This window comes from Deinococcus phoenicis (genome assembly GCF_000599865.1).
In the GTDB taxonomy this organism is placed as follows: domain Bacteria; phylum Deinococcota; class Deinococci; order Deinococcales; family Deinococcaceae; genus Deinococcus; species Deinococcus phoenicis.
Genome location: NZ_JHAC01000009.1, coordinates 1 through 24,148 on the forward strand (window position 1 = coordinate 1; position 24,148 = coordinate 24,148).

15 protein-coding genes are annotated in these 24,148 nt (G+C 67.4%); 12 read left to right on the top strand and 3 right to left on the bottom strand.

From position 1 onward, the window contains the following. Nucleotides 1-148 precede the first annotated feature (148 nt). The 3 genes from DEIPH_RS02890 to DEIPH_RS19570 all read left to right on the top strand — a co-directional run bounded on the left by DEIPH_RS02890 (nucleotide 149) and on the right by DEIPH_RS19570 (nucleotide 5,032). Nucleotides 149-1,258, top strand: a complete 1,110-nt coding sequence (locus tag DEIPH_RS02890) for a BMP family lipoprotein (RefSeq protein WP_034353574.1) — start codon at nucleotides 149-151, stop codon at nucleotides 1,256-1,258. Between the two features lie 424 nt (nucleotides 1,259-1,682). Then, on the top strand, nucleotides 1,683-4,559 hold the full coding sequence (locus DEIPH_RS18570) for an eCIS core domain-containing protein (RefSeq protein ID WP_051517100.1): 2,877 nt from the start codon (nucleotides 1,683-1,685) through the stop codon (nucleotides 4,557-4,559). Beyond that, nucleotides 4,556-5,032: a hypothetical protein gene (locus DEIPH_RS19570; protein WP_152544748.1), complete on the top strand. Its 477-nt coding sequence runs from the start codon at nucleotides 4,556-4,558 to the stop codon at nucleotides 5,030-5,032. Before DEIPH_RS18570 ends, DEIPH_RS19570 begins: the two co-directional genes overlap by 4 nt. 447 nt (nucleotides 5,033-5,479) lie before the next feature. Here the strand turns inward: DEIPH_RS19570 and DEIPH_RS02900 are convergent, their stop codons facing one another. Next, complete coding sequence (locus DEIPH_RS02900; RefSeq protein WP_034353577.1) at nucleotides 5,480-7,222, bottom strand: CocE/NonD family hydrolase; 1,743 nt, start codon at nucleotides 7,220-7,222, stop codon at nucleotides 5,480-5,482. 135 nt (nucleotides 7,223-7,357) lie between these two features. Here DEIPH_RS02900 and DEIPH_RS02905 point away from each other — a divergent pair, with 135 nt between their 5' ends. Genes DEIPH_RS02905 through DEIPH_RS20080 form a run of 3 tightly spaced genes read left to right on the top strand, consistent with a single transcriptional unit; the run spans nucleotide 7,358 to nucleotide 8,500 of the window. Continuing rightward, nucleotides 7,358-7,960 carry a TetR/AcrR family transcriptional regulator gene (locus DEIPH_RS02905; protein ID WP_034353643.1) on the top strand — a complete coding sequence of 201 codons (603 nt, stop codon included), beginning with the start codon at nucleotides 7,358-7,360 and terminating at the stop codon, nucleotides 7,958-7,960. Between the two features lie 7 nt (nucleotides 7,961-7,967). Further along, complete coding sequence (locus tag DEIPH_RS19575; RefSeq protein ID WP_152544749.1) at nucleotides 7,968-8,366, top strand: hypothetical protein; 399 nt, start codon at nucleotides 7,968-7,970, stop codon at nucleotides 8,364-8,366. Beyond that, nucleotides 8,363-8,500: a hypothetical protein gene (locus tag DEIPH_RS20080; RefSeq protein ID WP_161636024.1), complete on the top strand. Its 138-nt coding sequence runs from the start codon at nucleotides 8,363-8,365 to the stop codon at nucleotides 8,498-8,500. The genes DEIPH_RS19575 and DEIPH_RS20080 overlap by 4 nt, the downstream gene beginning before the upstream one ends. Before the next feature lie 764 nt (nucleotides 8,501-9,264). Here the strand turns inward: DEIPH_RS20080 and DEIPH_RS19580 are convergent. Next, complete coding sequence (locus tag DEIPH_RS19580) at nucleotides 9,265-9,882, bottom strand: imm11 family protein (RefSeq protein WP_152544750.1); 618 nt, start codon at nucleotides 9,880-9,882, stop codon at nucleotides 9,265-9,267. Further along, nucleotides 9,879-14,810, bottom strand: a complete 4,932-nt coding sequence (locus DEIPH_RS02915) for an eCIS core domain-containing protein (RefSeq protein WP_034353585.1) — start codon at nucleotides 14,808-14,810, stop codon at nucleotides 9,879-9,881. The genes DEIPH_RS19580 and DEIPH_RS02915 overlap by 4 nt, the downstream gene beginning before the upstream one ends. A 204-nt stretch (nucleotides 14,811-15,014) precedes the next feature. On the opposite strand from DEIPH_RS02915, the gene DEIPH_RS02920 reads away from it, so the two are divergent. The 6 genes from DEIPH_RS02920 to DEIPH_RS02945 all read left to right on the top strand — a co-directional run bounded on the left by DEIPH_RS02920 (nucleotide 15,015) and on the right by DEIPH_RS02945 (nucleotide 20,802). Beyond that, nucleotides 15,015-17,081, top strand: coding sequence for a vWA domain-containing protein (locus DEIPH_RS02920; protein ID WP_034353588.1), 2,067 nt, complete (start codon nucleotides 15,015-15,017; stop codon nucleotides 17,079-17,081). A 404-nt stretch (nucleotides 17,082-17,485) separates the two neighbouring features. Further along, nucleotides 17,486-19,072, top strand: coding sequence for a phage tail sheath family protein (locus DEIPH_RS02925; protein WP_034353647.1), 1,587 nt, complete (start codon nucleotides 17,486-17,488; stop codon nucleotides 19,070-19,072). An 88-nt stretch (nucleotides 19,073-19,160) separates the two neighbouring features. Further along, the gene (locus DEIPH_RS02930; RefSeq protein WP_200868147.1) at nucleotides 19,161-19,607 is read left to right on the top strand and encodes a phage tail protein; all 447 of its coding nucleotides are present in this window, start codon (nucleotides 19,161-19,163) and stop codon (nucleotides 19,605-19,607) included. Between the two features lie 97 nt (nucleotides 19,608-19,704). Further along, on the top strand, nucleotides 19,705-20,148 hold the full coding sequence (locus DEIPH_RS02935; protein ID WP_034353592.1) for a hypothetical protein: 444 nt from the start codon (nucleotides 19,705-19,707) through the stop codon (nucleotides 20,146-20,148). After that, nucleotides 20,145-20,345 carry a hypothetical protein gene (locus DEIPH_RS02940; protein WP_034353595.1) on the top strand — a complete coding sequence of 67 codons (201 nt, stop codon included), beginning with the start codon at nucleotides 20,145-20,147 and terminating at the stop codon, nucleotides 20,343-20,345. The genes DEIPH_RS02935 and DEIPH_RS02940 overlap by 4 nt, the downstream gene beginning before the upstream one ends. 7 nt (nucleotides 20,346-20,352) lie before the next feature. Then, complete coding sequence (locus tag DEIPH_RS02945) at nucleotides 20,353-20,802, top strand: phage tail protein (protein ID WP_235183152.1); 450 nt, start codon at nucleotides 20,353-20,355, stop codon at nucleotides 20,800-20,802. Nucleotides 20,803-24,148: the final 3,346 nt, after the last annotated feature.

Here is a 24,148-nt window from a genome sequence, read left to right on the forward strand (position 1 = left end):
CCTCTTTTTATGCGCTCAGCACGCTATTTTTGCCCCGCAAGCCCCAGGCCCTAAACGGCGTAGACCAGTCAGCGCGCTCCCCAAACTCCAGGCATGAATATAGACATCTAAGTAAATTTATCATTCAGCTCTCTACTCTTTTTCCATCATGAACAAAAATCTGAGAGGGTTCTTGATCATCTCATTGATGCTGCCCACTATGGCGCTGGCAACGCCGAATATGCGTGTGGGCCTGGTGCTTGAGGCTGGCCGGGGTGACCATTCCTTCAACCAGTCAGGCTATGAGGGGGCCACGCGGGCGCAGCACGAGTTGGGAATCGACCTGAAGGTTCAGGACGGGAGCGGGCCTGCCAATTACGCCAGAGTGCTGCAAGAGTATGCGGCGCAGGGGCTGGACCTGATCATTGCGATGGGCACGTCGGGAACCTCCACGGTCACGGCGACCGCCCAGCAGTTTCCCAATCAGAAGTTTGTGGTGATCGACGATCTTCCCCGGGGGGCAAACACAACGGGCATCCGGTTTCGCAATGAGGAAGGCGCCTTTTTGGCGGGCTATGTCGCTGCACGGAGCAGCAGCACCGGCACCGTGGGATTTATCGGCGGGCAGGACGTACCGGTGATTCACGAATTCGAGGCCGGCTTCCGCGCAGGCGTCAAATTCATCTGTCCCAACTGTCAGGTGCTTTCCCGGTTCATCGGGAAGAACCGGGATGCCTGGAACAATCCCGAGGCCGCCATGAAGCTTGCTGCGAGCATGAAAGCTCAGGGGGCAGATGTGCTGTTTGCGGTGGCCGGCGCTTCAGGACAGGGCGTGATCCGGTATGTCAACGAAACCGAATGTCTGAAAGGAAGCGAACTGCCGGCCGGCATGACGTTCAAGTCCCACCTTTTCGAGGGTGTCCAGAAAAGCAGGCAGTATCTCGGCCAGTGTGCAGGCAACAGCCGGCCCCTCTTCTTCATCGGCTCCAACAGAAATCAGAATTATCTGGGGGACGACGACGGCAACCCCGCCACACTCAACCACGGGCTGACCAGCGCTGTGAATGGCATCGAGGAAGTCGTCTACACGATAATCCGCGATATGGCCGCCAGGAAGCCGTGGCGTTCTGGCGAGCGCGTTCTGGGCCTGGAAAACAACGGGGTTTCCTACGCCCTCGACCGCTACAACGCGGCCCTGATCTCCGAAGACATGCAAAAGCAGCTCGAAAATGTACGGAAGCTGATCATCAATGGTGGCATCAAGGTGCCTAAAAGCTGACGGCTGACGGCCTCTGAGAAGCCCTGGCGAGAGTGACCACGGGTGCCGAAGGCAAGCGGCCAGCGTAGGCACCGTCCGGCGCGAGCGACAGGGAACCGAGGATCATCCTGGGGGAACGGCAGGTCTTCACGCTCGGCCAGTGGCGGGCGGCCTCCGGTATGCCCCTTGGGGGTCTGCGGGGTCCCTCCTTGCGCGCGCGAAGCAGCGAGGCTCTCCTTCGGGGACTGCCCATGCTTTTCTGCGCACTTCCTGAGGGCGGTGCTCCGTTCGCCGCTCTGAAGCTGAATCGGCCCTGCTTCCGCTGTCGCTGAGGACCAGAAGCTCAGGTCCCCAGGCTCCTGGTCGCACGCAGCAGGTTGGACTGTTGCTCACATCCAGAACAACGGTGCGGGGAGCCATGTACTCTGGGCCACAGGAGGTAGGGATGACCTTCGACCACAAGAAGAGGGCGGGGGAGAGCGGCCCGCCGGTCTACCAGCCGGCGCAACGCCGGGTCAAGCTGCGGCCTCCCGAACCAGGCCCCACCCTGCCCGTCCCCGCCGCCCCGGTGGCCGCCCCGCGCGTCCCCCTGACCCCCGGCAACGCGCGTTCTGCGGCCGCCGTGCAGCGCGCCCGCAGCGCTCCGGCACTGGCGGCTGCGGGCCTCCTCACCACGGATCAGGCGGCCATCCAACGGGCCGCATCCGAGGTGCAGGCCAGCCAGGCCGAACTGGACGCCTCCCGGCTGGCCCTGGCAGAGCGGGGCCTGCATCCGCAAAACGGGGCCGCCTTACAGCGCTGTGTCCCCCCGCAGCCCCCCGCGCCCCCCGTGCTGACGCCCTTCCAACGCCAGCTTGTCACGGGTACGGCGCAGCAGCAGGTCACGTCGGCATTCCTGAGGGATGCACGTTCTCTCCCGGGCGCGGCGCGGGCCGAGCTGGCCCTGGGTGCCATCCAGCGGGCGGTGGGGCAGGGGGCCGACAGCGCCGCTTTGCAGGCGCATCTGGAGGCATTGGCGAAGACGCCGCAGGATCAGGAAGCGGTGCAGCGGGCCGTCAGCCTCCAGCGCCAGCGGGAGGAGCGGGCGGCGCAGGCCCGCGAGGGGGACGCGTTGCAGCGGGCGCACCTCGGGTTGCAACGGCGACTCGGTGAGGCGGTGCAGCGGCAGGCGGAGGCCAACATGGGCACGGTGGCCCAGCGGGTGCAGGCCCGCCGAGGGAGCGGCGACCCCCTCCCCGCAGCCGTGCAGCGGCATCTGGAACAGGGGTTGAATGCGGACCTGAGCCGGGTGCGGGTGCATACCGGCAGCGAGGCGGCGGGGCTGGCGGCGAATGTGCAGGCCGAAGCTTTTACGAGTGGGCAGGACATCTACTTCGCGGCCAACCGCTATGACCCGGCAAGTGCAGATGGCCTGAAACTGCTGGCCCACGAGGCGACCCATGCCCACCAGCAGGCACAGGGGAAAGTGGCCCCTGGCCTCGACCCGGATGCGGGCCTGGAAGCCGAGGCGCAGCGGATGGGGGAGACCCTGGGCCGCGCTCCGCTGGAGGCCACCCCCAGCTCCGGCACCCGCGCCCCACGCAACGCTGGACAGGCAAGCCCCGTTGCCCTGCAACGGAAGGCGGCTCCACCGAATGCTCAGGCAGGCCAGGAGGGTGCCCTGCTCCTGCACGGCGCCGTCGAGAAGAACACCCGGGTCCGGCCCACGACCGGCAGCCCGGCCACGCTCCTGTTTGGCGTCGAGGTCGCCGCGGACCTCCGCCTGGGTTCGACCCGCAAGCTTGTCGAGAACCCCGGCTTCTGGAGCGGTCCCCGCTATCCCAGCCTGGACGAAGCCGAGGGGCCGCTCCGGGCTGTCCTCGGAAAGTTGAAGGCGGCGGGAACATTGGGCGCTGCCCTGACCGCGTATGCCAGGCGCTATGGCCGGAGCTTCTCCACGGTGCTGGGGGAACGGGTGCGTGACCCCAATGTCCGGCAGCGGCTGCTGGCGCTGTTGCCCCCGCCGCTCACGGAGGCGCAGCTCACGCGGGACGCCTTTATCGAGCAGCTGGCGGTGGGGTACGTCTACCTGAACGACTCGGCCACCTCACTCCAGAACTCGGCCAACGACGGGCGGCGCGGGTCCAGCCCAAAGGACATCCTGGGCACCTTCGGGTTTCAGGCGGGGCCGCCCATCTCCGGCCGGTGGGGCCTCCAGATGCGGGTGTTCCTCCCCATTCCGGGGCGGGCAAAGTATCCCCATCCCATCGTCGCCTTCCGCGGGACCGAGGGCATCGCCTTCAGCATGAAGGGCAAAGCTGAGGGCACCACCGACACGGTCGTCGGGGACTTTGCCCCCGAGGCTGTGGGCTACAACCAGTACAACTTCAACCGCGAGCTGATCAAGCGCAACATTCAGGCGGCGGCGAAGCACGGGAAGGTGATTTTTACCGGGCACTCCCTGGGCGGTGCCCTCGCCCAGATTGCCGCTGCCGAGTTTCAGGGCCTGGCCGCCGAGGTCGTCACCTTCCAGTCGCCCGCCATCCGGCAGGCCGATGCCGCCCGGGTGCGGGCGAACAACCAGGCCCATCCCGCGTCTGCTCTGCTCTCCCGCCATTACCGGATCGATGGGGACGCGGTGCCGACCGCCGGGGAGGCGGTATTGCCGGGCAGCATCGTCTATTTCGACCGGGTGGAGCGTCCCCGGGGTTCTGCGGCTCCGTATCGCCCGCAGCTGTCCTTCGACGCGGCGGACCTGACCCGGGCCACAGCTGGGCACGTCAGCCCGATGCTGACCACCGCAGTCCGGGGACAGCCCGCCCGGCCAGGTGCGCTCGGGGTCATTGCCGAACGTGGCCTGCGGGACGAGGGGACCCTGGGGCCGCAGGGCAAGGATGTGGCGGCCGTGTACGCCGGCAGCTACGACACGGGCCACGACCCGCGCGTCAACCTGGAACCCGAGCGCCTCACCACGGGCGTCAGGGGGATGAGACTTGCCAGCCAGTACGAAGCGGTCTTCTACGAGTCCATTGCCTACAACACGCTGCTGGACCGCGTCGAGAAGATGGCAGGTTCCGGGCAGTACAAGAACTACGCGGGCTTCCGCGCCGCCGCCTTGCAGTTGATCGGCCGCCTGAGTGGCAAGGGCCGATTGCCGCTGACCGCGCAGGACGCTGCCCTGGGCCGTCAATTCCAACTGCCCCTTCGGGACTGGGGGGGAAAGGCTTCCCCCTTCGCACAGATGCAGCAACAGGGCGTGCTGATTGACCAGGCCAGTGCCAACCGTGTGGCCAACAGATTGGAAGGCCTCTGGAACTCGTGGCATCCCGAGGGCAGGCCATGAGCAGGCTCTACCTTCTCGCGGTAACTGCACTGATGGTCCTTGTTGGAGCCGTGGTCTACAGTGGCGGTTCTGCCGCGAAAAAGGAGCAGCCCGTGGAGATTCAAGCCCAGATTCTGCAAGAACTTCATTCGCGTTTTGCAACGCTTTCGGATGCCCACCTCAAAGAAGTCGATTGCAAGCCCGCCTTTCCCTACGACACTTCAAAAAGCACCGTTTGCTTTATGAGCACTGTAAGGGTCGAACGTCTGCTGCCCATCTTCCAGCGCTCGCTTGCCCAGATAGCTTATACCGATGGCTGGACGCAGGACTACGGTGTATGGGGCGCTTTCTATTCACTCAATGCACGGCCCAAATGGACGTTTGGCGTGGACCTGAAGCCCATAGCGGACTCGGTGGATTTTGAGGCTTATGGGGAAGTCAGAGGATTCGAGAGCTTTGTCGTGGTGACTGTGAGTTCGCAACCCAAACCCTGAGAGAGCGCGTGAGAAAAGAGATTCCAGCAGTAAGCAGAGCTGCGCCGACTCTGGACCTCTCTGGACAAAGTGAAACGAGGGGCAGCCCTGGCATCGGCAGCGGCCTATCTGCAATCACTCTCCAGTCATCTTTCATCCATATCCGGGGCCGGGTTCGTTAAGGCAGATTGCAGGCTTGTCGTTCCAAACAATGATGTGAAGAACGGCAGCTGTCTGTCTCCACTCCGCTTTGGCCAGTTGTTGAGAGGCAGCTCACCGCAGCGCCGGACGCGGCGCCTCCCAAGATCTGGGGGAGTGGGGGATTTCCCGTGACTTCCTGTGAAATCATGCCCACTCGCTCCCTGCACCTCGCCGGCGTGCTGTACTGGCCACGCCGCGCCCAGGCAGAACTTTTGGACTGAACGGCCAACCCGCTCAGTCCCTCGGCCACGGCAGATGAGCGGTCCTCTACCCGACCTTGACGGGAAGCTGGAGATACGAAGCGTACGGCCCGCCCGTGTGGATGATGTGCTGCCCGTTGTTGGCAGGAGTGTACTCGCGCAGCCCGGGCATCATCGGTCCCAGAAGGCTCCGTCCACTGACGACGAAGCGGAGCTGCTCACCGGGGTGGAACGCGAGGCCGATCGGAAGCAGGTCGATTTCGATGTCTACGACCTCGCCGGGCGCGAGCTTCTCGATCCGGTCGAAACTATGAACCGGCACGGCATCGGTCGACAGCGTTTCGTCCAGGTGCCGCATGGAGACGCGCAGTCGTCCGTCGGCTCCCTTGTAGCGCAGGATCGACGCGCCATGTTCGGTCAGGTCATGGACCACCCCGCCCTGGTTGGGCACCGTGAACTGCTGGAGCGGCGTCCCGTAAGCGTCGAGCTTCTGAATGAGGACGAACAGGTCCATATCGTCCGCGCCCTTGGCCTCAACCCATAGCCGCGCCTTGGGGTAGCCCACCATCACCGTCTCCTCGTCGAAGCGGGCGGTGAAGGAAACCAGGCCCGGCAGCGATTGTGTGTCGTAGTCCGCTGTTGCCTCTCCTGAGGGCACCTCGGGACTCAACGTGCGGGAGCGAGCGTCGAGGTAATACTTCGTGGAGGCGACACCTTCCGGCGGAAACTCGCGCGCCGGCTGATTCACCCGGTCACCGCCTTCGAGGTCGAGGACGGAGTACCGAACGCGCGGCGTCTGTTCCCACCCGTTGTCCGCGCCCTTCAGGTAGTGGTCGAAGAAGCGGCGCAGGTCCTCGACATTCGCCTCGTCGTAGTAGTCGGGCCATTCCTGCGTGTTGTGGATGCGCAGCCACTTTTCCTGTGACGCCATCCGCCGCCACGCGCGGAAGGTGCCGGCCGTGTGCAGCGTGTTGGAATAGCTGGCGACGACGTAGGCGGGCACGGTGATGTTCTCAAAGTGCGGGATCTTGTTTTCCCACAGGTCGTTCATCAAGGGAAAGCGGTCGGCCTCCGCGAGGATGTCCTCCTTCTGGCTGTGGCCCCAGAAGCTGTAGTCCCGCAGTTGCCGGGCGAACCCGGTATCGGGCATGCCGCCCCGCAGCACCAGGTCACGGTAAACGTCGCTCACGCCTTCCCACGGGTTGATCGCTGCCAGGTGGGGCGGCTGTTCGGCGGCGGTGAACCACTGCGAAACCGCGAGGTAGGAGGTCCCGCTCATGGCGACCTTGCCGCTGCACCAGTCCTGAACCGCCAGCCACTCGATCAGGTCGTAGCAGTCGCGGCCCTCCTGGCGGTCCCACAGGACGCTGTCACCCTCCGAATGGGCCACGCCCCGAATGTCCGGATTACAGATGGCGTAGCCGTGTGCGCACCAGTAGGCGGGGTCCGGCCCCTCGAACTTCTCCAGACCCGACACGACCGAGTTGTCCAGCCCGACTAGGCCAAACACGCCCATCACACTGCTGGAAGTCCCCTGGCCCTTGCCGTACGGACTCCACGCCACGATAACCGGCACTTTCTCGCTGCCGGCGGGACGAAACACATCGACGTAGATGGTCACGCCATCACGCAGGGTGACCGCGACGTCCTTTTCAAGCACGATGTCAACCGGGATGGGCCGGAACGGCGGCGCGATCTGGAAGCCCGCCGGCAGGGTCCGGATGCCCGGCTCGAAGTTGCTCAGGATGCCGTACCGGTCACCGGGTTCCAGAGGGTGGGACGGCATGAAAATCTTCTCGACCTGACTCATAGGCACTCCTTCGTCTGGCGACAACTGGCCAGACCTTATGAAGGAGCCTACAGCCGCTTGAACGATAAATCAACACTTGTTGATATAAGGGTTCTGGCGTAGGGTGTTCGGGTGACTGAGGATGGAAACAGCACCTTGCCGCCCTCCCGTCGGGGGCGGCGACCTGGGGCGAGCGGCACCCGGCAGGCGATCCTGGACGCGGCGCGTGCCCGCTTTGCCGAAGACGGGTACGCCGCCGCAACGATCCGCAAGATCGCGTCGGACGCTGGCGTCAATGCGGCCCTGGTCATGCAGTTTTACCGGTCGAAGGACGAACTCTTCGCGGCCGTCATGTCCATCTCGCCTGGAGCCTTGTCCCGGATTGAGCAGGCGTTCGACGGCCCAGAGCAGGCTCTCGGGGAGCGCGTCACCCGCGCCCATCTCACCCTGTGGGAGGGCGATCCACGGGATTCTGAGTCCCTGCTCGCGATGCTTCGCGCGGCCATCTCCAGGCCGCAGGCCGCCGCGCAGCTCCGGGAGTTCATCCAGGCCCGCCTGCTGAAGCAGATCAGGCCACGCCTGCGCGACGATCACGACGCGGCCGTGCGGTCCGGACTCGCGTCCTCGATGCTCATGGGCGTGATCGTCGGACGGCGCATCGTCCAGGTCCCGGCGCTGGCCGAGGAGGACCTCGAATCCGTCATCCGAAGGGTGGCCCCCGCGATCCAGACTGTCCTGACGGGGGGAATGGAGGTGTAGACGCGGCGTGGCCTGCGACAACGAGGGGCGCTGGTCCGCTGTTGTTCCGGACGCGCCCAGTCTGCACCATCGACTTCAGCAGCCAGGGCGTCCTGACAGCGACGACGAGATCGACACTGGGAAGCGGGCGCAATCACGGCTGGCCGAACGTGGTGGCGACCAGAACAACCAGTCTCACGTGTACGGCAACTGGTCCGCCGCGCCGAACGTCGCCAGCCTGCCCTGGGAACCGTATCGCCTTCCCGCCAGTGTCCCGAACCTGACCGACGCCCTGATGAGCTTCTGGGTGGTCCCGAACAGCCACGACTTCACCGACACGCCTTGCCCGATCACCAACCTCGACCGCCCCACGCCCACCCTGAGCAGCCTGGAAGTGGACGAGAAGGGCTGGAATCGCTGCTGGTGACCAGTCTGGAGTACGGGGCGGTGTACCGCGTGCCCACGAACAACCATTACCGCGCCGCCGCCGTCTTCCGCGATGGGTGCATCATCTCCGTCATCACAGACAGCGCGGGGCCGATGCTCGACAAGCAGAACTAGCGCGGGACGGGGATGGCGCACCCCGGCGCCCTCATGGCCTTCACCTGCACCGGTCGGCAGGTCTTCCCAGGAGAGGCCGACCGTCGAAAGTCAGGTGGCCGGAGAGTCTCGCCGGCTACTTGACTTTCGATGCCTGGGGCACCCTCGATCACGGCGGGATATTTCAGAATCCGTAGATTTCCCGTCTCCTCTATGACTTCGATCACCTTGCGGGACAGAACCGGGAGTTTGCTGTAATTCCCCTCGACGGAAAGTATATCCGCGTCGGACAAAGGGTGATTCGGGGTAAACCTGAACTCAGCCCCTTCAATAGGCCTATCTGTATAGATTGCGTTCTAATCCAGGCCAGAATGCGGAAGAAACGTCAGACCTGCCTCTCCACGGTAAACATCGAGGTGATCAAAGTCGGCAATGGACCTATACGGTTATTCGGCTATAGTTATTTGATCCTATCGTTTCTACCACTCGAATTTTCTGCTACCATTGGTGCTTCACCGCTTTATATCTTTGACTTAAGGTTGATTTCTATCTTCGTCATAAACGGGAATATCTGTGTGGAGCTGATTGGTCGGAGAGTAACCCCTGCTTCCATTAAGGCTACGGGTCGAACACGCCTTCACTGTTGCGGGTGGTGTTCTCCGCCAGAGTCGGATTGACATCAGTGGGCACGACTCCACGCCGATCCCCAGTGACGTTGTTGATCTGGTCGTCCATATGCGTGCCCAAACATTCTCCAACAGGTCATAAGTTGATTTTAAGATCATTTAGACAGGAATATCTGTATAAAACTGATTGGTTTTTGAGAAACTTCCAGCATTCATAAAGGCTACGCCACGGACGCCCTGTTGACGAAAGACATCTCGAACGTCACTTCTCATCAGCATAGGATAGGGATTTCCCCTCAAGCGAAAAACGGGAGGAAGCTCACCAATCGGTTTATCAAAGGCGTACTTACGAATATGAGCGATTAGCTTTTCGCCATTTCTAAAGACATGCAAGTCATCCGTGTTGTACTCCGAATTCTCCCAGTCTATTGCATCAATAACGGGCAGTTGTACAACGTAATATTGCTGCGGGGGAGCTGGATCAATTAGGGCTGGATACTTGAGAAGTTTTCCGCCCAAATCCTCTATTACTTTGGTCATCTTTTGTGATATCACCGGCATGTTGCCGTGGCCTAACTCAACGGAGAGTATGTCGGCGTCTACCAATGGTGGGTGTTGGACTTGAAACTTGAATTCCACACCCTCTATAGCATCATCGGTATTTATGGCGTTCGAAGCCAGATCAGGATTGGGGATGAATCTGAGGTCGGCGTCTCCTTCGTAGGCATCTCTGTGATCCGAGTCCGCTATAAATTGCAACACATTATTGTTACTCACTTAATTCGCCCCCTGCTTCCATTGATGCCATCCTCTACGGTCATGGGCACATCGCCACTCTCTACCCGAGCCTTGATGGCATTCTCGGCATTTAACATCGCCTTCGTCAACTCTGCCCTTATCTCAGCTATTTTGGGATGTCCCCCATCCCAAGTAGACATCGGGCCGTATTGTCCTTCCAGGACATCCTGTCGGAATCTCAACTCAGTCGTTACCACAGTCTCGTCATAGTTCGAGTGATGAGACCAGTGCCCGACTTCCTGGCCGTCGAGTTGCCGGAAGAGCTTTTCCATCGGCATGGGCTGGTAGTTCGACATCCGGTCCGGGCTGTAACCGGTCAGTTCCATCGCCTTGACACACAGCGGGTTCTGCGTGCTGACCTTGTCGGGGATGATGTGGTGAAGGGTATAGCCTTCGCGGCTGAAGTCGAGGTCAGGCCGTGCCGCCGGATCCTCCTGATACTTGCTGATGTAGTCGTAGGTGATGCGGTTCTGGGGATTGACCTGAACCGTCTGGTCCGGCCGGACCAGCAGCACGGCGGACTGAAGGTCAAACGTCCCTTCACTGTTCAGCCGGGCCGCCACTTTTCTGCCGCCCTCCACCTCGAAGACCACATAACGGTCGGGAAGCGCCGAGCGGTCAAACGATTTGCCCAGCAGGGGCTGAATCTCATCGTGGTTGGTGTAACTGCGCTTGCGTCCCTCGATGGTGGCATCGGCCAGGCGTTCACGGGGATCGGCGGTCAGGGCCGCTTTTTCATACTCGCCCGCCAGCCGGTCATAGTCATGGGCCTCTTGGAGCAAGCGGTTACGCTGTTGGGAGCCGGCGGGGAGCTTTTCCGCCTCCTGGAAGCGCCACTGCGCCATGTCCCGGTGTTTGGCCGCTTCGGTGCCCATTTCCCACCGGGCGCTGCCGGGTTTGACCTCGGCACCCTGGCCGAAGAGGCTCTTGATGCGGTCGGCCATGCGGCTGACGGGGCTGGTGTCGCTCCGGGCCTGCCTGGCATAGCTGTCGTGAAGAGCGGCGTCCTGGGGGTGGGCACCGGGGGCCAGTTCGACCTGCGTCCTGCCGGTGTTGTACCCGGAAATGCGCCCGTCGATGCCCTGCCCGGTCAGCTCCGGCGCCACGCGCGTCGGTACCGGGGCGCGCTTGTAACCGCTGGTATTCGCTATTCCCTCGCCCATCTGGGTGCCGAAGCGTTCCCCCGCCGCGTGCATCGTGTTCTGGACACCGCCCGCCCGGCCCGGCAGGCGGGAAGCGGCGGCTCCCGTTCCGCTGGCGACGGCATACATCATGATGGCCTCGGGGCTGGTCAGGTTCTTCAGGGCGTCGTTCAGGCTGCTGCCGGTGGCCAGGTCGCCCATCACGTTGCCGCCCAGGTCGAAGGCACCGGTCAGGCCCACGCCCGCCACCTTCTGCGTCAGCCCCTCGCCCAGCCACCCGGCCTTGCCGAGGCCCTGGCCGATGGCCCCACCCGCCCCGCCGACGGCCCCACCGACCGCGCCCATCAGGGCCGCCTTGCCGACACCGTCGAAGAGGCTCTTCTGGTGCTGGGCATCCAGGCCGATGTTGTCGATGGCGTTGTTGCCGATCTGGGTGACAGCCCCGGCAGCGGCCCCCACGATGGCCCCGCCCGCGACGGCACCGATCACGCCCGCTGCGGTGGCTCCAGCCCCCAGCGCCCCGGCCATCGCGCCGACCGCGCCGATCACCAGCGGCCCGGCCACGACCGCGACCACGATCACCACCGCGACCAGCAACGCGATCTTGACCCAGCCCTTCCAGCGGGGCTGGACCTGGGCGGCGGCCTTCTCGGCCTGCTCACCTATCGCGGCGTCGAGCTGCGAGAAGTTGGCGCGGAGCTGCCCGATCAACGCCTCGACACTCGCGGCCAGCTTGCTGTCCAGCCCGCTTCTGGCCTGCTTGAAGAGGGTGTCCAGCCCCTTGGTGGCGGCCTCGAACTCGGCCTGGGCCTGGGCGTCGGTGGCCGTGCTGCTGCGCTCGTGGGCCTGCTGCACCTGGGTGAAGGTCTGGAGGGCCTGCCCCACCAGGGCTTGGCTGGACTGGCGGAAGCCCTGCGCGGTCTGGCGGGCCTGGGCTTCGCTGCTTTTGGCCGCCGCACTGAGGCCGCTCTCGGCCTGTGCCGCGCCGCGGGCGAGGCCGGCGGTGACGCTCCTCATGCCCTGTTGCAGCCGCGTCTGGGCACCCGTGACCATCCGGCCGATCTGGGCCTCGGCCCCGGCCAGGGCACGCTTGAGGGCTTTGGGATCGGGAGCCTGGCTGCCCCGCACCTGCGCGCCGAAGCTGTTCAGGGTCCGGTCGAGCTGCCGGGCCAGCTGCGCGACGCTGGTCTGGAGGCTGTGGACCGCCTGATCCGCCTGCCGGTCGAGGGCCTGGCTCTGCTGGGCGGCGGCCTGCGCGATGGCCGCCAGTTGGGTGCCCTGGGTCTGCCCGAGGTGCGCCAGCACCCCCTGAAGCTGCGCCTGGAGGGCCTGGCTCAGCTGCGCCTGGGCCTGCTGAATCTGGGTCCGTGCGCGGGCCTCGTCCGCGTCGAGCTTCTGCTGGGCTGTCCGCAGGCGGGTTTGCAAGGTGGTCCGGGTCTGGGTGGCGGCCGCGTCGATGGCCGCCAGGTCCCTCCCCATGCCGCCTGCCGGGGAGAGCAGCTGCTCGGCCTGCTCGGCCCCCTTCTGGACATAGCCTTGCTGGTAAGCCCCCCCGACCTGCCGGGCCGCGTCCGCGCGGGCTTTCCAGCGGTCGTCGGTGACGGGACCTTCCAGAAAGCTGTCGTCCTTGCCGGTCACGTGGCCGAGGTAGGCGCTGGCGCGGGTGTTGGCGTGCGCCAGCGCCTCGCCGCCGACGGTGGTGCCGCCCGCGCGGTAGCCGGCCGCGCCCTTCCGGTACGCGGCGCTCACCTCGCTCTTCTGCGTCCTGACGCGGGCGTCGAGCTGTCTGAGGGCCTGGGTGTGGGCGGTGCCGAGCCTGGTCTTGGCCGCACGGGTACTCTTCGGCAGCGCCGTCAGGGCGGTCCTGGCCCTGGCCTGCAACTGCCCCCGGGCGACGGCGGCCTGTGTGCTGGCCTGGGTCCGCATGGCCGCGATGGTGGCCCTGAGGGCCGCCTGATGGCGCCGGGCAGCCGCCTGCACTTTCCCGCTGGCTCCCCGCGCCGCCGCGTGAACCTGGGCACCCATCTGGCCGCTCATGCCCTGAACGTTCCTGGCTCTGGCGCTGCCCCGCTTCAGGAAACGGCCGACGAGCGCATTGGCCTGGTTGCGGCGTTTCCCGGCGTCCCGCAGCACCTGTCCGGGATTCAGCCGGGCCGCCTTCAGCTTCTGGGGGTCCAGCTGTGGCCGGGCAAAGGCGGCGGGCGCCACGTTCAGGGACGGTGGGGCGGGCAGCTTGAGGGGGCTGCGGCGGGGCGTCGCCACTTCCCGTGCGGTCGGGGCACCGCTCTGGCCGGCCTTTCCCTTGACGGGGGGCGCTTTGATCGGAGTGGCCTTGACCGGGGGCAGGGGCACCCTGGGCGGCGCGACTTTCGGGGCCGGGACCTGCACGGGCACTGTACCCCTGTCCCGGGCCTTGCGCCGTGGATCGAGCCTGACCTGGGCCTGGACAGCCGCACGCGGCGTGCTGCGGTTGAGGCGGGCGGCCCGCTGGGCTTCCGGATCGGCAGCCACCGGTGCACCAGCCACCCGGGCACCGCGCGTGGAGGGCGCACCCGGTTCGGCCAGGCGTTGCAGCGCCGGCGCAGGAGCGGCGCTTGCCGGAGGAGCGGGCCGGGAAGGGGGCGGCCCCACCTTCCCCCCGGACAGGCGCTCACCGAACTGCCGCGCCTCGCGCTCCAGGCCCGCGTCGGGGTCGAGGCCGGCGGACACACGGCCCCGCGCCTGCTGCACGGTGTGGGCCACCTCATGGCCCAGCAGGCCCAGGCCCTCGCGGCTGGCGGGGTCGAAGCGGCCCTGCTGGAAGTAGATGTCCTGGCCGCTGGTAAAGGCCACCGCGCCCACGCTCTTGCTCAGCAGATCGGCCTCGGCATCAGTATGCAGGCGCACGGCCCCCAGATCGGCATTGAGGCCGAGTTCCAGTTGCCGCTGCACGGCGGCGGGCAGGGGATCGCCGCCCCCGCGCCTAGCCTGGACGCGCTCCAGGGCGGGCAGACCTGCCTGGCGGTCGAGTTCCCCGCGCCGCGTCTCCAGTTGCCCCAGCGCCGCCTGCCGCTCGCCCTGTGCCTCGCGGTCGGCCAGCAGGCGCTGCACCCGGGGCTGCTCGGCGGCGGGCAGGCGCTGCACCACCACCCGTTGCACGGCCCCCCGCCAGAGACCCAGGCCGCAGAGTTCGCCCGCCAGGGCCTCCTGCCGCTGGGCAGGAGGCAGGGTGCTGGCGCGGTAGCTGCCCAGCAGGCCCTCGGCGGCGCGGCGCTGGATGGCCGCGACCGCGGGACCGTTCAGGCTGCCGTCGGACCAGGCCCCCTCGCGCTGCAAGGCCATCTCGTAGCGGTACAGGCCCGCGTAGTCGGCCATCCCGGGGCGCTGTCCGGGCACGCGCCGGGCAGCGGGCTGCGCGAACACGGCGGGCAGCGTGGGGGCCGTCTGGGGGGCCGGAGCCTGCAACCCGGGCCAGGCCGCGTGCAGGTCGTCGATCTGCCGCTGCACCTGCTGGCGCTCGGCACCGATCTGCGCGTCGGCGGCCTGGCGCAGGTGCCCGGCCCTCAGGACCGGCTGCGCGGCCTCCCGGTGGGCGGCGCGGTCGGGGCGGAAGGTCCCCCCGCCGGGAACGCGCGCGGGCAGGTGGGCGGCTTCGGGAGGACGCAGGGTGCGGGAAGCTGGCGCCTCGTGCTGGAGATCCCCGGTCTGGGGACCGGGGTGCAGGTCGGACGGGCGCTGATCGGGCCGGCGCTGGTCGGCTTGGGGCTGACGTTCGAACTTGAGCATTCGACCCTCATCTGGGCGCATGGGCATCTGGGCGCGTGGGCATCTGGACACACGGGGCGGCCGGACGGAACCGGGGATTGCTGGGCGAACCTGTCGGGAGAACCTGGGGTCATCCTAACACCGGGGAAGGGGGCGCCCGGTCGCCCTGGGCCGGAAGGCGGCTCCGCCGCACGCCGCCCGGAAAGCCATGCTCTAATCGCGGCCATGGTCTGCCGCCCCCGCCGCGTCCCGCCGCTGCGCCGCGCCGCCCTGCTGCTGGCGGGAAGCGGGTCCTTCGCCGCCGCGCAGACCGCAGGCCCGACCTGTGCGTTGCCGGTCAGCCCGCCCCCCGACCAGACCCGGGTGGTGTTCCTGCTGGACACTTCCGGCAGCATGGCGGGTCAGGGCGACAGCGTGGCCGACATCTTCGCCAAGGTGAAGGGGGCCATCTTGCGCGGAACGCGCGCCACGACCGCCCCCGGCACCGTCGAGATCGACACCTTCGACCGGGGGCCGCAGCAGCGGGCCAGCTTCCTGTGGCCGGGCGAGCGGGCCGAGTTCGAGCGCACCGTGAACAGCCTGGAGGCGAACGGGGCCAACACCTGGCTCTACCGCAGCATGCAGGACCTCTTCAGCCGCCTGGCCCCGCGCGATCAGGTGGCGACCACCGTCTATGTCGTGACCGATGGCCGCGACAACGACCCCAGCCGGACCGCCAGTATCCGCAGTGCGCTGGACGCCTTCAACCTGTCGCGCGGTCCCTTCGACAAGCTGTACTACGTGGCGCTGGGCATCAGCGTGCCGCAAAGCGTCAAACAGGCCTTTGCCGACACCACCTTCGCGCAGGCCCTCGAACTGCCGCCCGGCCAGGCCCCCGACTTCACCGCCGTGACGCTCACGCCGGGGCTGGTGACGGTGGGACCCGGCGGAAGCTTTCCGTACCGGCGGCCTGCGGGCACGACCCTGCAACTGGAATCTGGGCGCATCGGGGACGCTGCCGTGACCATCAGGAATCCGAACGGGGCCGGCGAGCGGGTCGATCTGGAGATTCAGGGCACCGTCCCGGCGGGAAGCGTGGGCTACATGTGCGCGCAGCTGCCCGGTGCCCGCCAGAATGTGCTGCTGCGCTTCGACCAGGACACGCCCCGGCGGCCCGGGTCCGCCGCCCCGGCGCTGCCCACGCTGGGGAGCCTGGTGCTGCTGAACCCCGATCTCGACCGGGTGCTCTCGCGCGGCGAGCGGGCGGTGCTGCATTACCGGGCCGCCGGAGGCCCCGTCACGGTGGAGGTCGCCGCCGAGCCGCCCGAGCTGAGCGCCCGCCTGCCCGACCAGACCGTGAGCCTGCTCGAAGGCGAACGGGTGGACCTGACCGTCACAGACCGGGGCCTGACCGGGGGGCAGGAGGCCGCGCCGTCCCTGCGCCTGAACGACCGCACGCCGCTGCGGGTGCCCAGTTTCGTGGGCGAGATCCGCCGCCCCTTTCCCTGGTGGTGGCTGCTGCTGTTGCTGCTGCCGCTGCTGTGCCTGCTGTTCCTGCTGGGGCGCAGGCGGCGGCGCTTCGACCCCTACGCGCTGTCGGTGAACCGGGCGCTGGTGGTCTTCCTGCACGACCGCCACAGCCGGCGGCGGCGTCAGGCCCTGCTGCGCCGTGACCAGAACGACATCGGGGAGCTGTTCCGCGAAGACCGGCTACGTGGCCTGGTCCTGGAACGCTACCGCCCCGAGCCGGAAGAATGGGCCGAACTCGACAACAGCGACATGAACAGCATCCGCCAGTACGCGGGCCAGCGCCTGCGCCGCGCCGCCCGGCTGCTGGCCCAGCCGGAAACCCTGCGCCTGCACAAGCGGGGCCACGAGGAAGGCACCTTCCTGCAACTTCAGGAGATGCTGGCCCTGGGGCAACTGTACGTGTTCACCGACTACGCCCCGCCCCGCGTCCGCCAGCGCCCGCCGCTGCCGCCCCCCGAGCCGCCCATCGACGTGATCGTGTCGCTGCTGGACGGCCCGAGGTTGCAGGAACTGGAGCTGCCGCTGGACGACGTGGACCTGGCCGACGTGTTCGGCAACGAGGACCTCCGCGGCCTGATCGTGCGCCGCGAGCCGGGCTTGCTGCGCCTGCGGGCTTTGCGGACGGAGATGCGCCTGCGCCACATCAGCCGCGAGTTCTACCCCGGCGAGGCGCTCCCCCTGGCGGTCATGCTCGACCTGGGGACCGGCGCTCCGGCAAGCGGGAGCCGGGCCTACCAGGTGCGCATCCGGGACCGGGCGTCGTCGGAACGGTACCGGCGGTAGGCCGCTGCTCCTTTCTCCTGATTCGCAGCGCCCAGAGACTTTATTTATCTTTCTCATACAGGCAGTCTGCCACGGCTCCGGTCTAGACAACCAGCAGGCCGGGTTGTTCAGGCTTGGGCAGACCTTCAGGCTGAGAAAATGCCCTGGTTTCTCGAGACCAAGTGACATACCGCCGCACTTTAGGCTCCGGCAGAACTCTAACAACCTGAAGTCGTTCAATATAAAACGAAGGGCAAATTAAAGCAGATGAGACCAGTGAGCGAGGGGCGAACAAACAACTCTTGTTGACGCGCTCCTCATCGCCCTCTATTGTGGCGCACACAGTACCAAGTGGGTCCACACGCGGAGACGTGACGCTCGAGCAGCGGCGCGTCAGCACGTTCCTTTCAGAAAAGGTGGAGGTTATGCCCGAATATCTGTCGCCAGGGGTCTACGTCGAGGAGACGTCGTCCGGACCGCGTCCCATCGAGGGCATCAGCACCACGACGGCGGCGTTCCTGGGGTTCGCGCCTTCCGGGCCGGCCAACACCCCGGTGTTCATCGCCAACTGGACGCAGTACCTGGAAACCTTCGCCTCACGGGATGTCGACGGGTCCTACAACCCGCACATGCCGGGCACCTACCTGTCGCACTCGGTGTACGCCTACTTCAACAACGGCGGTACCCGCTGCTACGTGACCCGCCTGGTACCGCCCCCCAAAGACGCCAAGGACGGCAAGACCGTCGAGATGCCCAAGACGCTGCAACTGCCCACCCGCGCCTCCAAGGCGGTGCCCTCCATGACGGTGGGGGCCAAGGGCGCGCCCAACAGCGACGTGAGCGTGGAGGTGCAGCCGCCCACGGTCACCGAGCAGGACCCGCAGCCGCAGGACGGCACCTTTACCCTGCGCGTCCGGGTGGACGGCCAGGAAGAGACCTTCGAGAATGTCTCGATCGCCAAGAAGCACCCGCGCAACGTGGTCGAGGTGGTCAACCAGCAGAGCCAGATCATCGAGATCACCGAACAGGCGACCGCCGGGGCACTGGCCGAGCGCGTGCCCGAGTTCGGGGCCTTCGTGATCCATTCGGGCTTCACGCCTACCAGTGGCACGCTGGCCCTCCAGAGCAACCACTTCGTGGGCAGCGTCCACGACCGCTCGGGCATCGAGGGCATGGAGATCGCCGAGGACGTCTCGATGATCTGCGCGCCTGACCTGATGAGCGCCTATCAGAACGGCCTGATCGACCACGACGGCGTGAAGTCGGTGCAGCGGGCCATGATCGACCACTGCGAACGCAACCGCAACCGCATCGCCATTCTGGACCCGCTGCCCGACCTGACCCCGCAGCAGGTCAAGCGCTGGCGCGAGCACGACACCAATTTCGACTCCAGCTACGGGGCGCTGTACTACCCCTGGGTCAAGATCAACGGTCCCGAGGGCAAGCCGATCCTGGTGCCGCCCAGCGGGCACGTGGCGGGCATCTACGCCCGCAACGACACCGAGCGCGGCGTCCACAAGGCCCCCGCCAACGAGATCGTGCGCGGCGCGCTGGACCCCGCCATGCAGATCACCAAGAGTGAGCAGGACATCCTCAACCCCATCGGCGTGAACTGCATCCGCTCCTTCACCGGCATGGGCATCCGGGTGTGGGGCGCGCGCACCCTGGCGAGCGACGCCCGCTGGCGCTACGTGTCGGTGCGGCGGCTGTACAACTACGTCGAGAAGAGTGTCGAGCGCGGCACGCAGTGGGCGGTGTTCGAACCCAACGACGAGGAGCTGTGGGCCAAGCTGCGCCGCGATATCTCGGCCTTCCTGACGGTGGTGTGGCGCGGCGGCGCGCTGTTCGGCAAGACGGCCAGCGACGCCTTTTACGTCAAGTGTGACGCTGAACTGAATCCGCCCGAGGTGCGCGACCTGGGCATGGTGTACGTCGAGATCGGGATCGCGCCCGTCAAGCCCGCCGAGTTCGTGATCCTGCGCTTCGGTCAGTACGCGGGCGGCGGCCAGTAAGCTGCCCGGCCCGCACCGGGCACAGCCCGCCAGGGCTTAAAGTAGAAAGCGGCCCTTCGCCCCACATTCCCAGCCCCAGGAGGCAGACATGACCATGACGCACCGTGACCCGTTGGTGGCCGCCTACTTCGCCGTGGACTTCCAGAACGGCGTGACCGGGGCTTTCCGTGAATGCACCGGTCTGGGCAGCGAGAGCCAGGTCGTGGAGTACCGCGCCACCGACGAGCGCGGCAAGCCCATCCTGATCCGCGAGCCGGGGACCATGAAGTACACCGACATCACCCTCAAGCGCGGCATCACCGACAGCATGGACATGTGGCAGTGGCGCAAGCAGGTCGAGGACGGCGACATCGACGGCGCGCGGCGCAGCGGCACCATCACGCTGTACAACCAGCGCGGTGAGGCGATTGCCCGCTGGACCTTCGAGCGCGCCTGGCCGCAGAAGCTCAACGGCCCGACCTACGACGCCAAGACCAACGAGGTCGCCATCGAGGAGCTGACCATCACCCACGAGGGCTACAAGCGCGTTCAGTAAGCCGCTGTCCGGCGGGCGGTCGGGCCGACATGGCCCCCGCCCGCCGCTGACACGCCGCCCGCCGCACCGCTGACCCCTCAGGACGCCGGAGCCGACCTTGACCGCCTTTGCCACCCACCACGAGTTCCTGCTGCCGCTCGGGTACGCCGACGCGGCGGGCCGGTTACACACGCGCGGCGTGATGCGTCTGGCGACCGCGCTGGATGAGGTCGAACCGCTGGGTGACGTGCGGGTGAAGGACAACGAGGCCTTTTTCGGCATCCTGCTGCTGAGCCGCGTCACGCTGCAACTCGGCGAGTTCGCGCCGGTGCCGCCCGAGGTGATCGCGGGGCTGTACGCCGCCGACTTCGCCTACCTGCAAGCGTTTTATGCGGCCATCAACGCGCCGGGCAGCGGTGTCCCGGTGCGGGCCACCCTTCCCCTTCCTGCGGCCGCGCCCCCCGCCAGCATCGAAACGGTCTGCCCCCAGTGCGGCGCCGAGCTGATTCTGGACCTTGAGCCAGCACCCCTGCCGGATACCCGTGAGGTGACCACGCCATGAGCAAGCCCGCACCGCCCACGACCGGCCCGACGGCCGCCGGACCCGGCAGCCCGGCGGCCCGGTCCGGCAGCCCCAGCGTGGGGTCGAGCCACAGCGCACCCGCCATCGACGTGGCGCTGCTGGCCGACAAGGTCTACCGCCTGTTCCTGGCCGATCTGAGCTTGCAGCGGCGGCGCGCGGGCGGTCGAAAGGAGTGATGCGGAGGTGTCTCAAACGAAAGATGACCGCAAGGGGACCATCGCCAACGTCAACTGCCGGTACTACGTGAAGATCAACGGCGTGGAAAAGGCCGTATTTTCCGAGGTCAGCGGCCTGCAAATGGAAACCGAGCTGTTCGAATACGCCGAGGGCGGCAACAACGAGTTCATCCACCGGCTGCCGGGTCTCACCAAGGTCGGGAACGTGACCCTCAAACGCGGCGTCAGCGTGGACAACGAGCTGTTCAAGTGGTACATGCGGATTGCGCAGGGCATCATGGACCTGCGCACCGTGACCATCACCATGTACGCCACCACCGGCAAACAGGTCGTGCGCTGGGAACTGCTGAGGGCCTTTCCCTGCAAATGGAGCGGGCCTCAGATGGCGGCGAACGGCGATGCGGTGGCCCTGGAAACCATCGAACTGGCACACATGGGCGTACTGGCTGTGGACTGAGGCCGGATGGAGCGAGGCATGCGCACACCCACCCTGCTGGAACGTGCCGATCACCTGCGGCACTACCGCGAGCATTACACGGTGATTTTCGGCCCATCCGGTGGTGGCCGCCTGCTGTGGCCCGGCGGCCTGCCGTCGGCGCTTCCCCGGCCCGCGCCCGTGGTGCCGCAACGCTGGCAGGCCACGGCCCGGCTGCGGACCCCGCGCACACCGGGGCAGACCTGGGCGGAGAGGCCCGCCGACCCCCTGTCCCTGCCGGAACCGGGGAGGAGCGACCCGGTTCCGGTGCTTCCGGGAGACGTTCCCGCCGCATCCGCACCTGCCGAGCCAGCCAGCGAGCGGCCCCCGTCGGCCCCGGCGGACTTCAGCCCCACGCCCTCCGGTGCGGACAGGACGACCGTCTGGGGCGGGCCTGTCCCAACGACGTTAACCCCCACCGCTCCGACTCCGACTGCCCCGCCACAGCGCCCAGGCGGACAGTTGAGTTTCAGGGAAGTGCTGGCCTTCGCACACGGCGGGTCACCGGAGATGGCCGCCCCCCCGCGAGTGCCCGCGCCCCCGGCGAGCGAGGCGCTGCCAGTAACCGTGCCGCCTGAATGGGACGCGCGGACACCCGGAACCACCCCGGCATCTGACGCGGTGCCCCTGCGAACGACGGGGGCGGACGTGCCCCTGCCTTCCGCGTCCCTGGCCGCCGCCGATCCGCTCCCTGAACGCGCCTTCCCGGAACATGTCCTGCCGCCGCTGCCGCCCGGGGGAGAGCAGGTCACGCCGGAGCCACAGGTGGCGCAGGCCAGTCTGGAGCACCTTTCCGAGCGGAGCCGGCACCTCGCTGAAATAGAGGCTGAAACAGGGCCGGAAGGGCCGGATATCAGTGCCCCCCACGTCCCGCCATCCTGGGCGGCCCAGGGTGCGGCTCCTCCTCCTGCTTTTTCATCCGTGGGTGCCGGAGTCCTACCCGATACGGGGCCGCAGGCTGCATCGATGGTCCCACCGCTGCCGACCCTGCCCCTTCTGCCTGAGGACAGCACTGCCGGCCCACTGGTAGGAACCGAGCCGTCTGCCGCCGGGCCGGTGCCTGCTCCAGCGCCTTCTTGGTCCGCTGGAACAGGCGGCCCGCTGTCCGAGCTGGGAACCTCGGCGGCCACTGTCACACCGCCCGGAGAAGCAACCCCAGGCCCATTCGAGAAGACTGCTCTGTGGGATGCAGGCCCGGGCAGGGTGGAGCGGCCTGTGCCAGCGGAGGATGCGGAGGCGCGGCGGAAGTTAAGTGTGCATTTGCCGCATCAGCCGGGGACTGATCTGAGCCTGCCGCGCCGGCCCCGTCCGGTTCCGTATCAGCCGCCCAGGGTTCCCGAAGCGCTGCCGGAAGTGCCGCTGCACACCCCGGAGCAGGCCCAGGGGATTCTGGCACGGCTGAACCGGGTGCTGGAACGCGAGGCGGACGGGACCAGTGAAGCCCGTCCACTGTCGCTGGCCGAGCTGCTGAGCTGGCAGCGCGATCCCCCCCCGACACTGCCCACAGACAACGCCCCCCAGGTCTCAGACCCGGGGGAGGCCGAGGGGACGGTGGATGCGGTCCCGACCACACAGGACACGCCGTCCACTGAAGTGAGAAGCCAGGCCGCTCCCGAGCCTTCGCGTATCCACCCTGAGGCGGCGCGGCCACCCACCTCGGCCGGACAGGACAGCGGTACCGGCTTGGGGCACAGCCGCTCCGCGCGGGTTCCCGCAGAGCCGGGAGCGACTGACCTGCTGCACCCGGGCCGGCCAGGGGGACTGGAGGCCGGGACCCCAGCGCTGGAAGCTGGGGCCTCTGACCCCGTGGCCGCCCCCACGGTTTCTTCCGGGGCACCTGACCCGGTCACTCTGCCGGCACTGGACCATGCCGGAAGCTCTTCCCCAGATGCCCGCCCTTCTCCCTTGCCCGGTCCGGAAGAGGACATCAGCCCGGGAAGGACCGCCGACGCGGCACCGTGGCCTATGGCGCTGCCGGAATCCCTCGCGCCGTCGCGAGCCGCTGAGCCGCCGACGCCCACGGGAGGCGAGGTGTCGGCGGAGCAGCGCAGCGATCAGGCCACTCTCGACCAGGCCACCTCCGACACAGGTGGGGGAGAGGGTGAGGCAGACCACCCGGAGGCCGCGTCTCCAACGGGCCGACAGCCGGGGCTGGACAGGACCGCGCCGACAGCCGCCGTACCCCCCTCGCCCGGCCGCCCGGCGACTGACCGGGAGGAGCTGAACGGGAGCGGTTCCCCGGCCATCCCGCCACAGGGCGAGACGGCCGAAGCGGCGGCGCCCAGACCTGTGGGGGGACCACCGGCCTTCTTCCCGGAGACGCCGGGCCGTTTGGATGAGGAGGCGTCCGTTCCTCCCGCACCCCACACGTGGACGCCGGGTGCGGAGCCGCATTCGCCAGCCGAACCTCCGACCGGGGGTGAAGGGGTGGGGAGGAAAGCGGGCGACCCGGCACCGGCCGCCGCTGGGTTGCTGTCCCGGGCCACCGCGCCCACCCCGCCCACCGCAGCGGGGGAAACGCCGGAGGACCGGGTGCCGCCGCTGCCGGTTTCCCTCACGCCCCCTCCCGAACGGCCCGGCCCAGAGGTGGCCCTGTCCGCCGTTCCGGTTCCCCGCCAGACAGCGGGCCGGTTGGCCTCGGCGCCGTCCCCCTCCCCGCCGGGGCTTTCGGAAGAGGAGGAAGGAGACTGGGAGGCTGGGGCAACGCTCCCGGCGGCAGGTCCCGATCTGGCTGTCCTGCGGGAAGCGGCGGTGGAACCCGCCGGAACCGGGGAAGCTTCAGACAGACACGATCCGTCACTGTCCCTGGAAATGCCGTCCCTGGAAACGGCCCCGGTGGGCCTGCTCCGGCCTGTGCCGGCGGAGGATGCGGAGGCGCGGCGGAAGTTGAGTGCGCATCTGCCGCACCAGCCAGGGACTGAGCTGAGCCTGCCGCGCCGGCCCCGTCCGGTTCCGTATCAGCCGCCCAGGGTTCCCGAAGTGCTGCCGGAAGTGCCGCTGCACACCCCGGAGCAGGCCCAGGGGATTCTGGCACGGCTGAACCGGGTGCTGGAACGCGAGGCGGACGGGACCAGTGAAGCCCGTCCACTGTCGTTGGCCGAGTTGCTGAGCTGGCAGCGCGATCCCCCCCCGACCGTGCCTACAGACAACGCCCGGGAGCCGCTCACCGCCGAGCTGGCCCCTGAACCGGCGCAGGCCGGGGTCGTCGCGGCTTCGGCTGCCCCATCGTCGGCCATGCCCCGGGACACCGTGCCCGGGGCCACTCCCCCGGTGGCCCGTCTGGGGGAGGGCGGACCTAACGCAGCTCCCGCCGCCGTGAAGAGTCCCC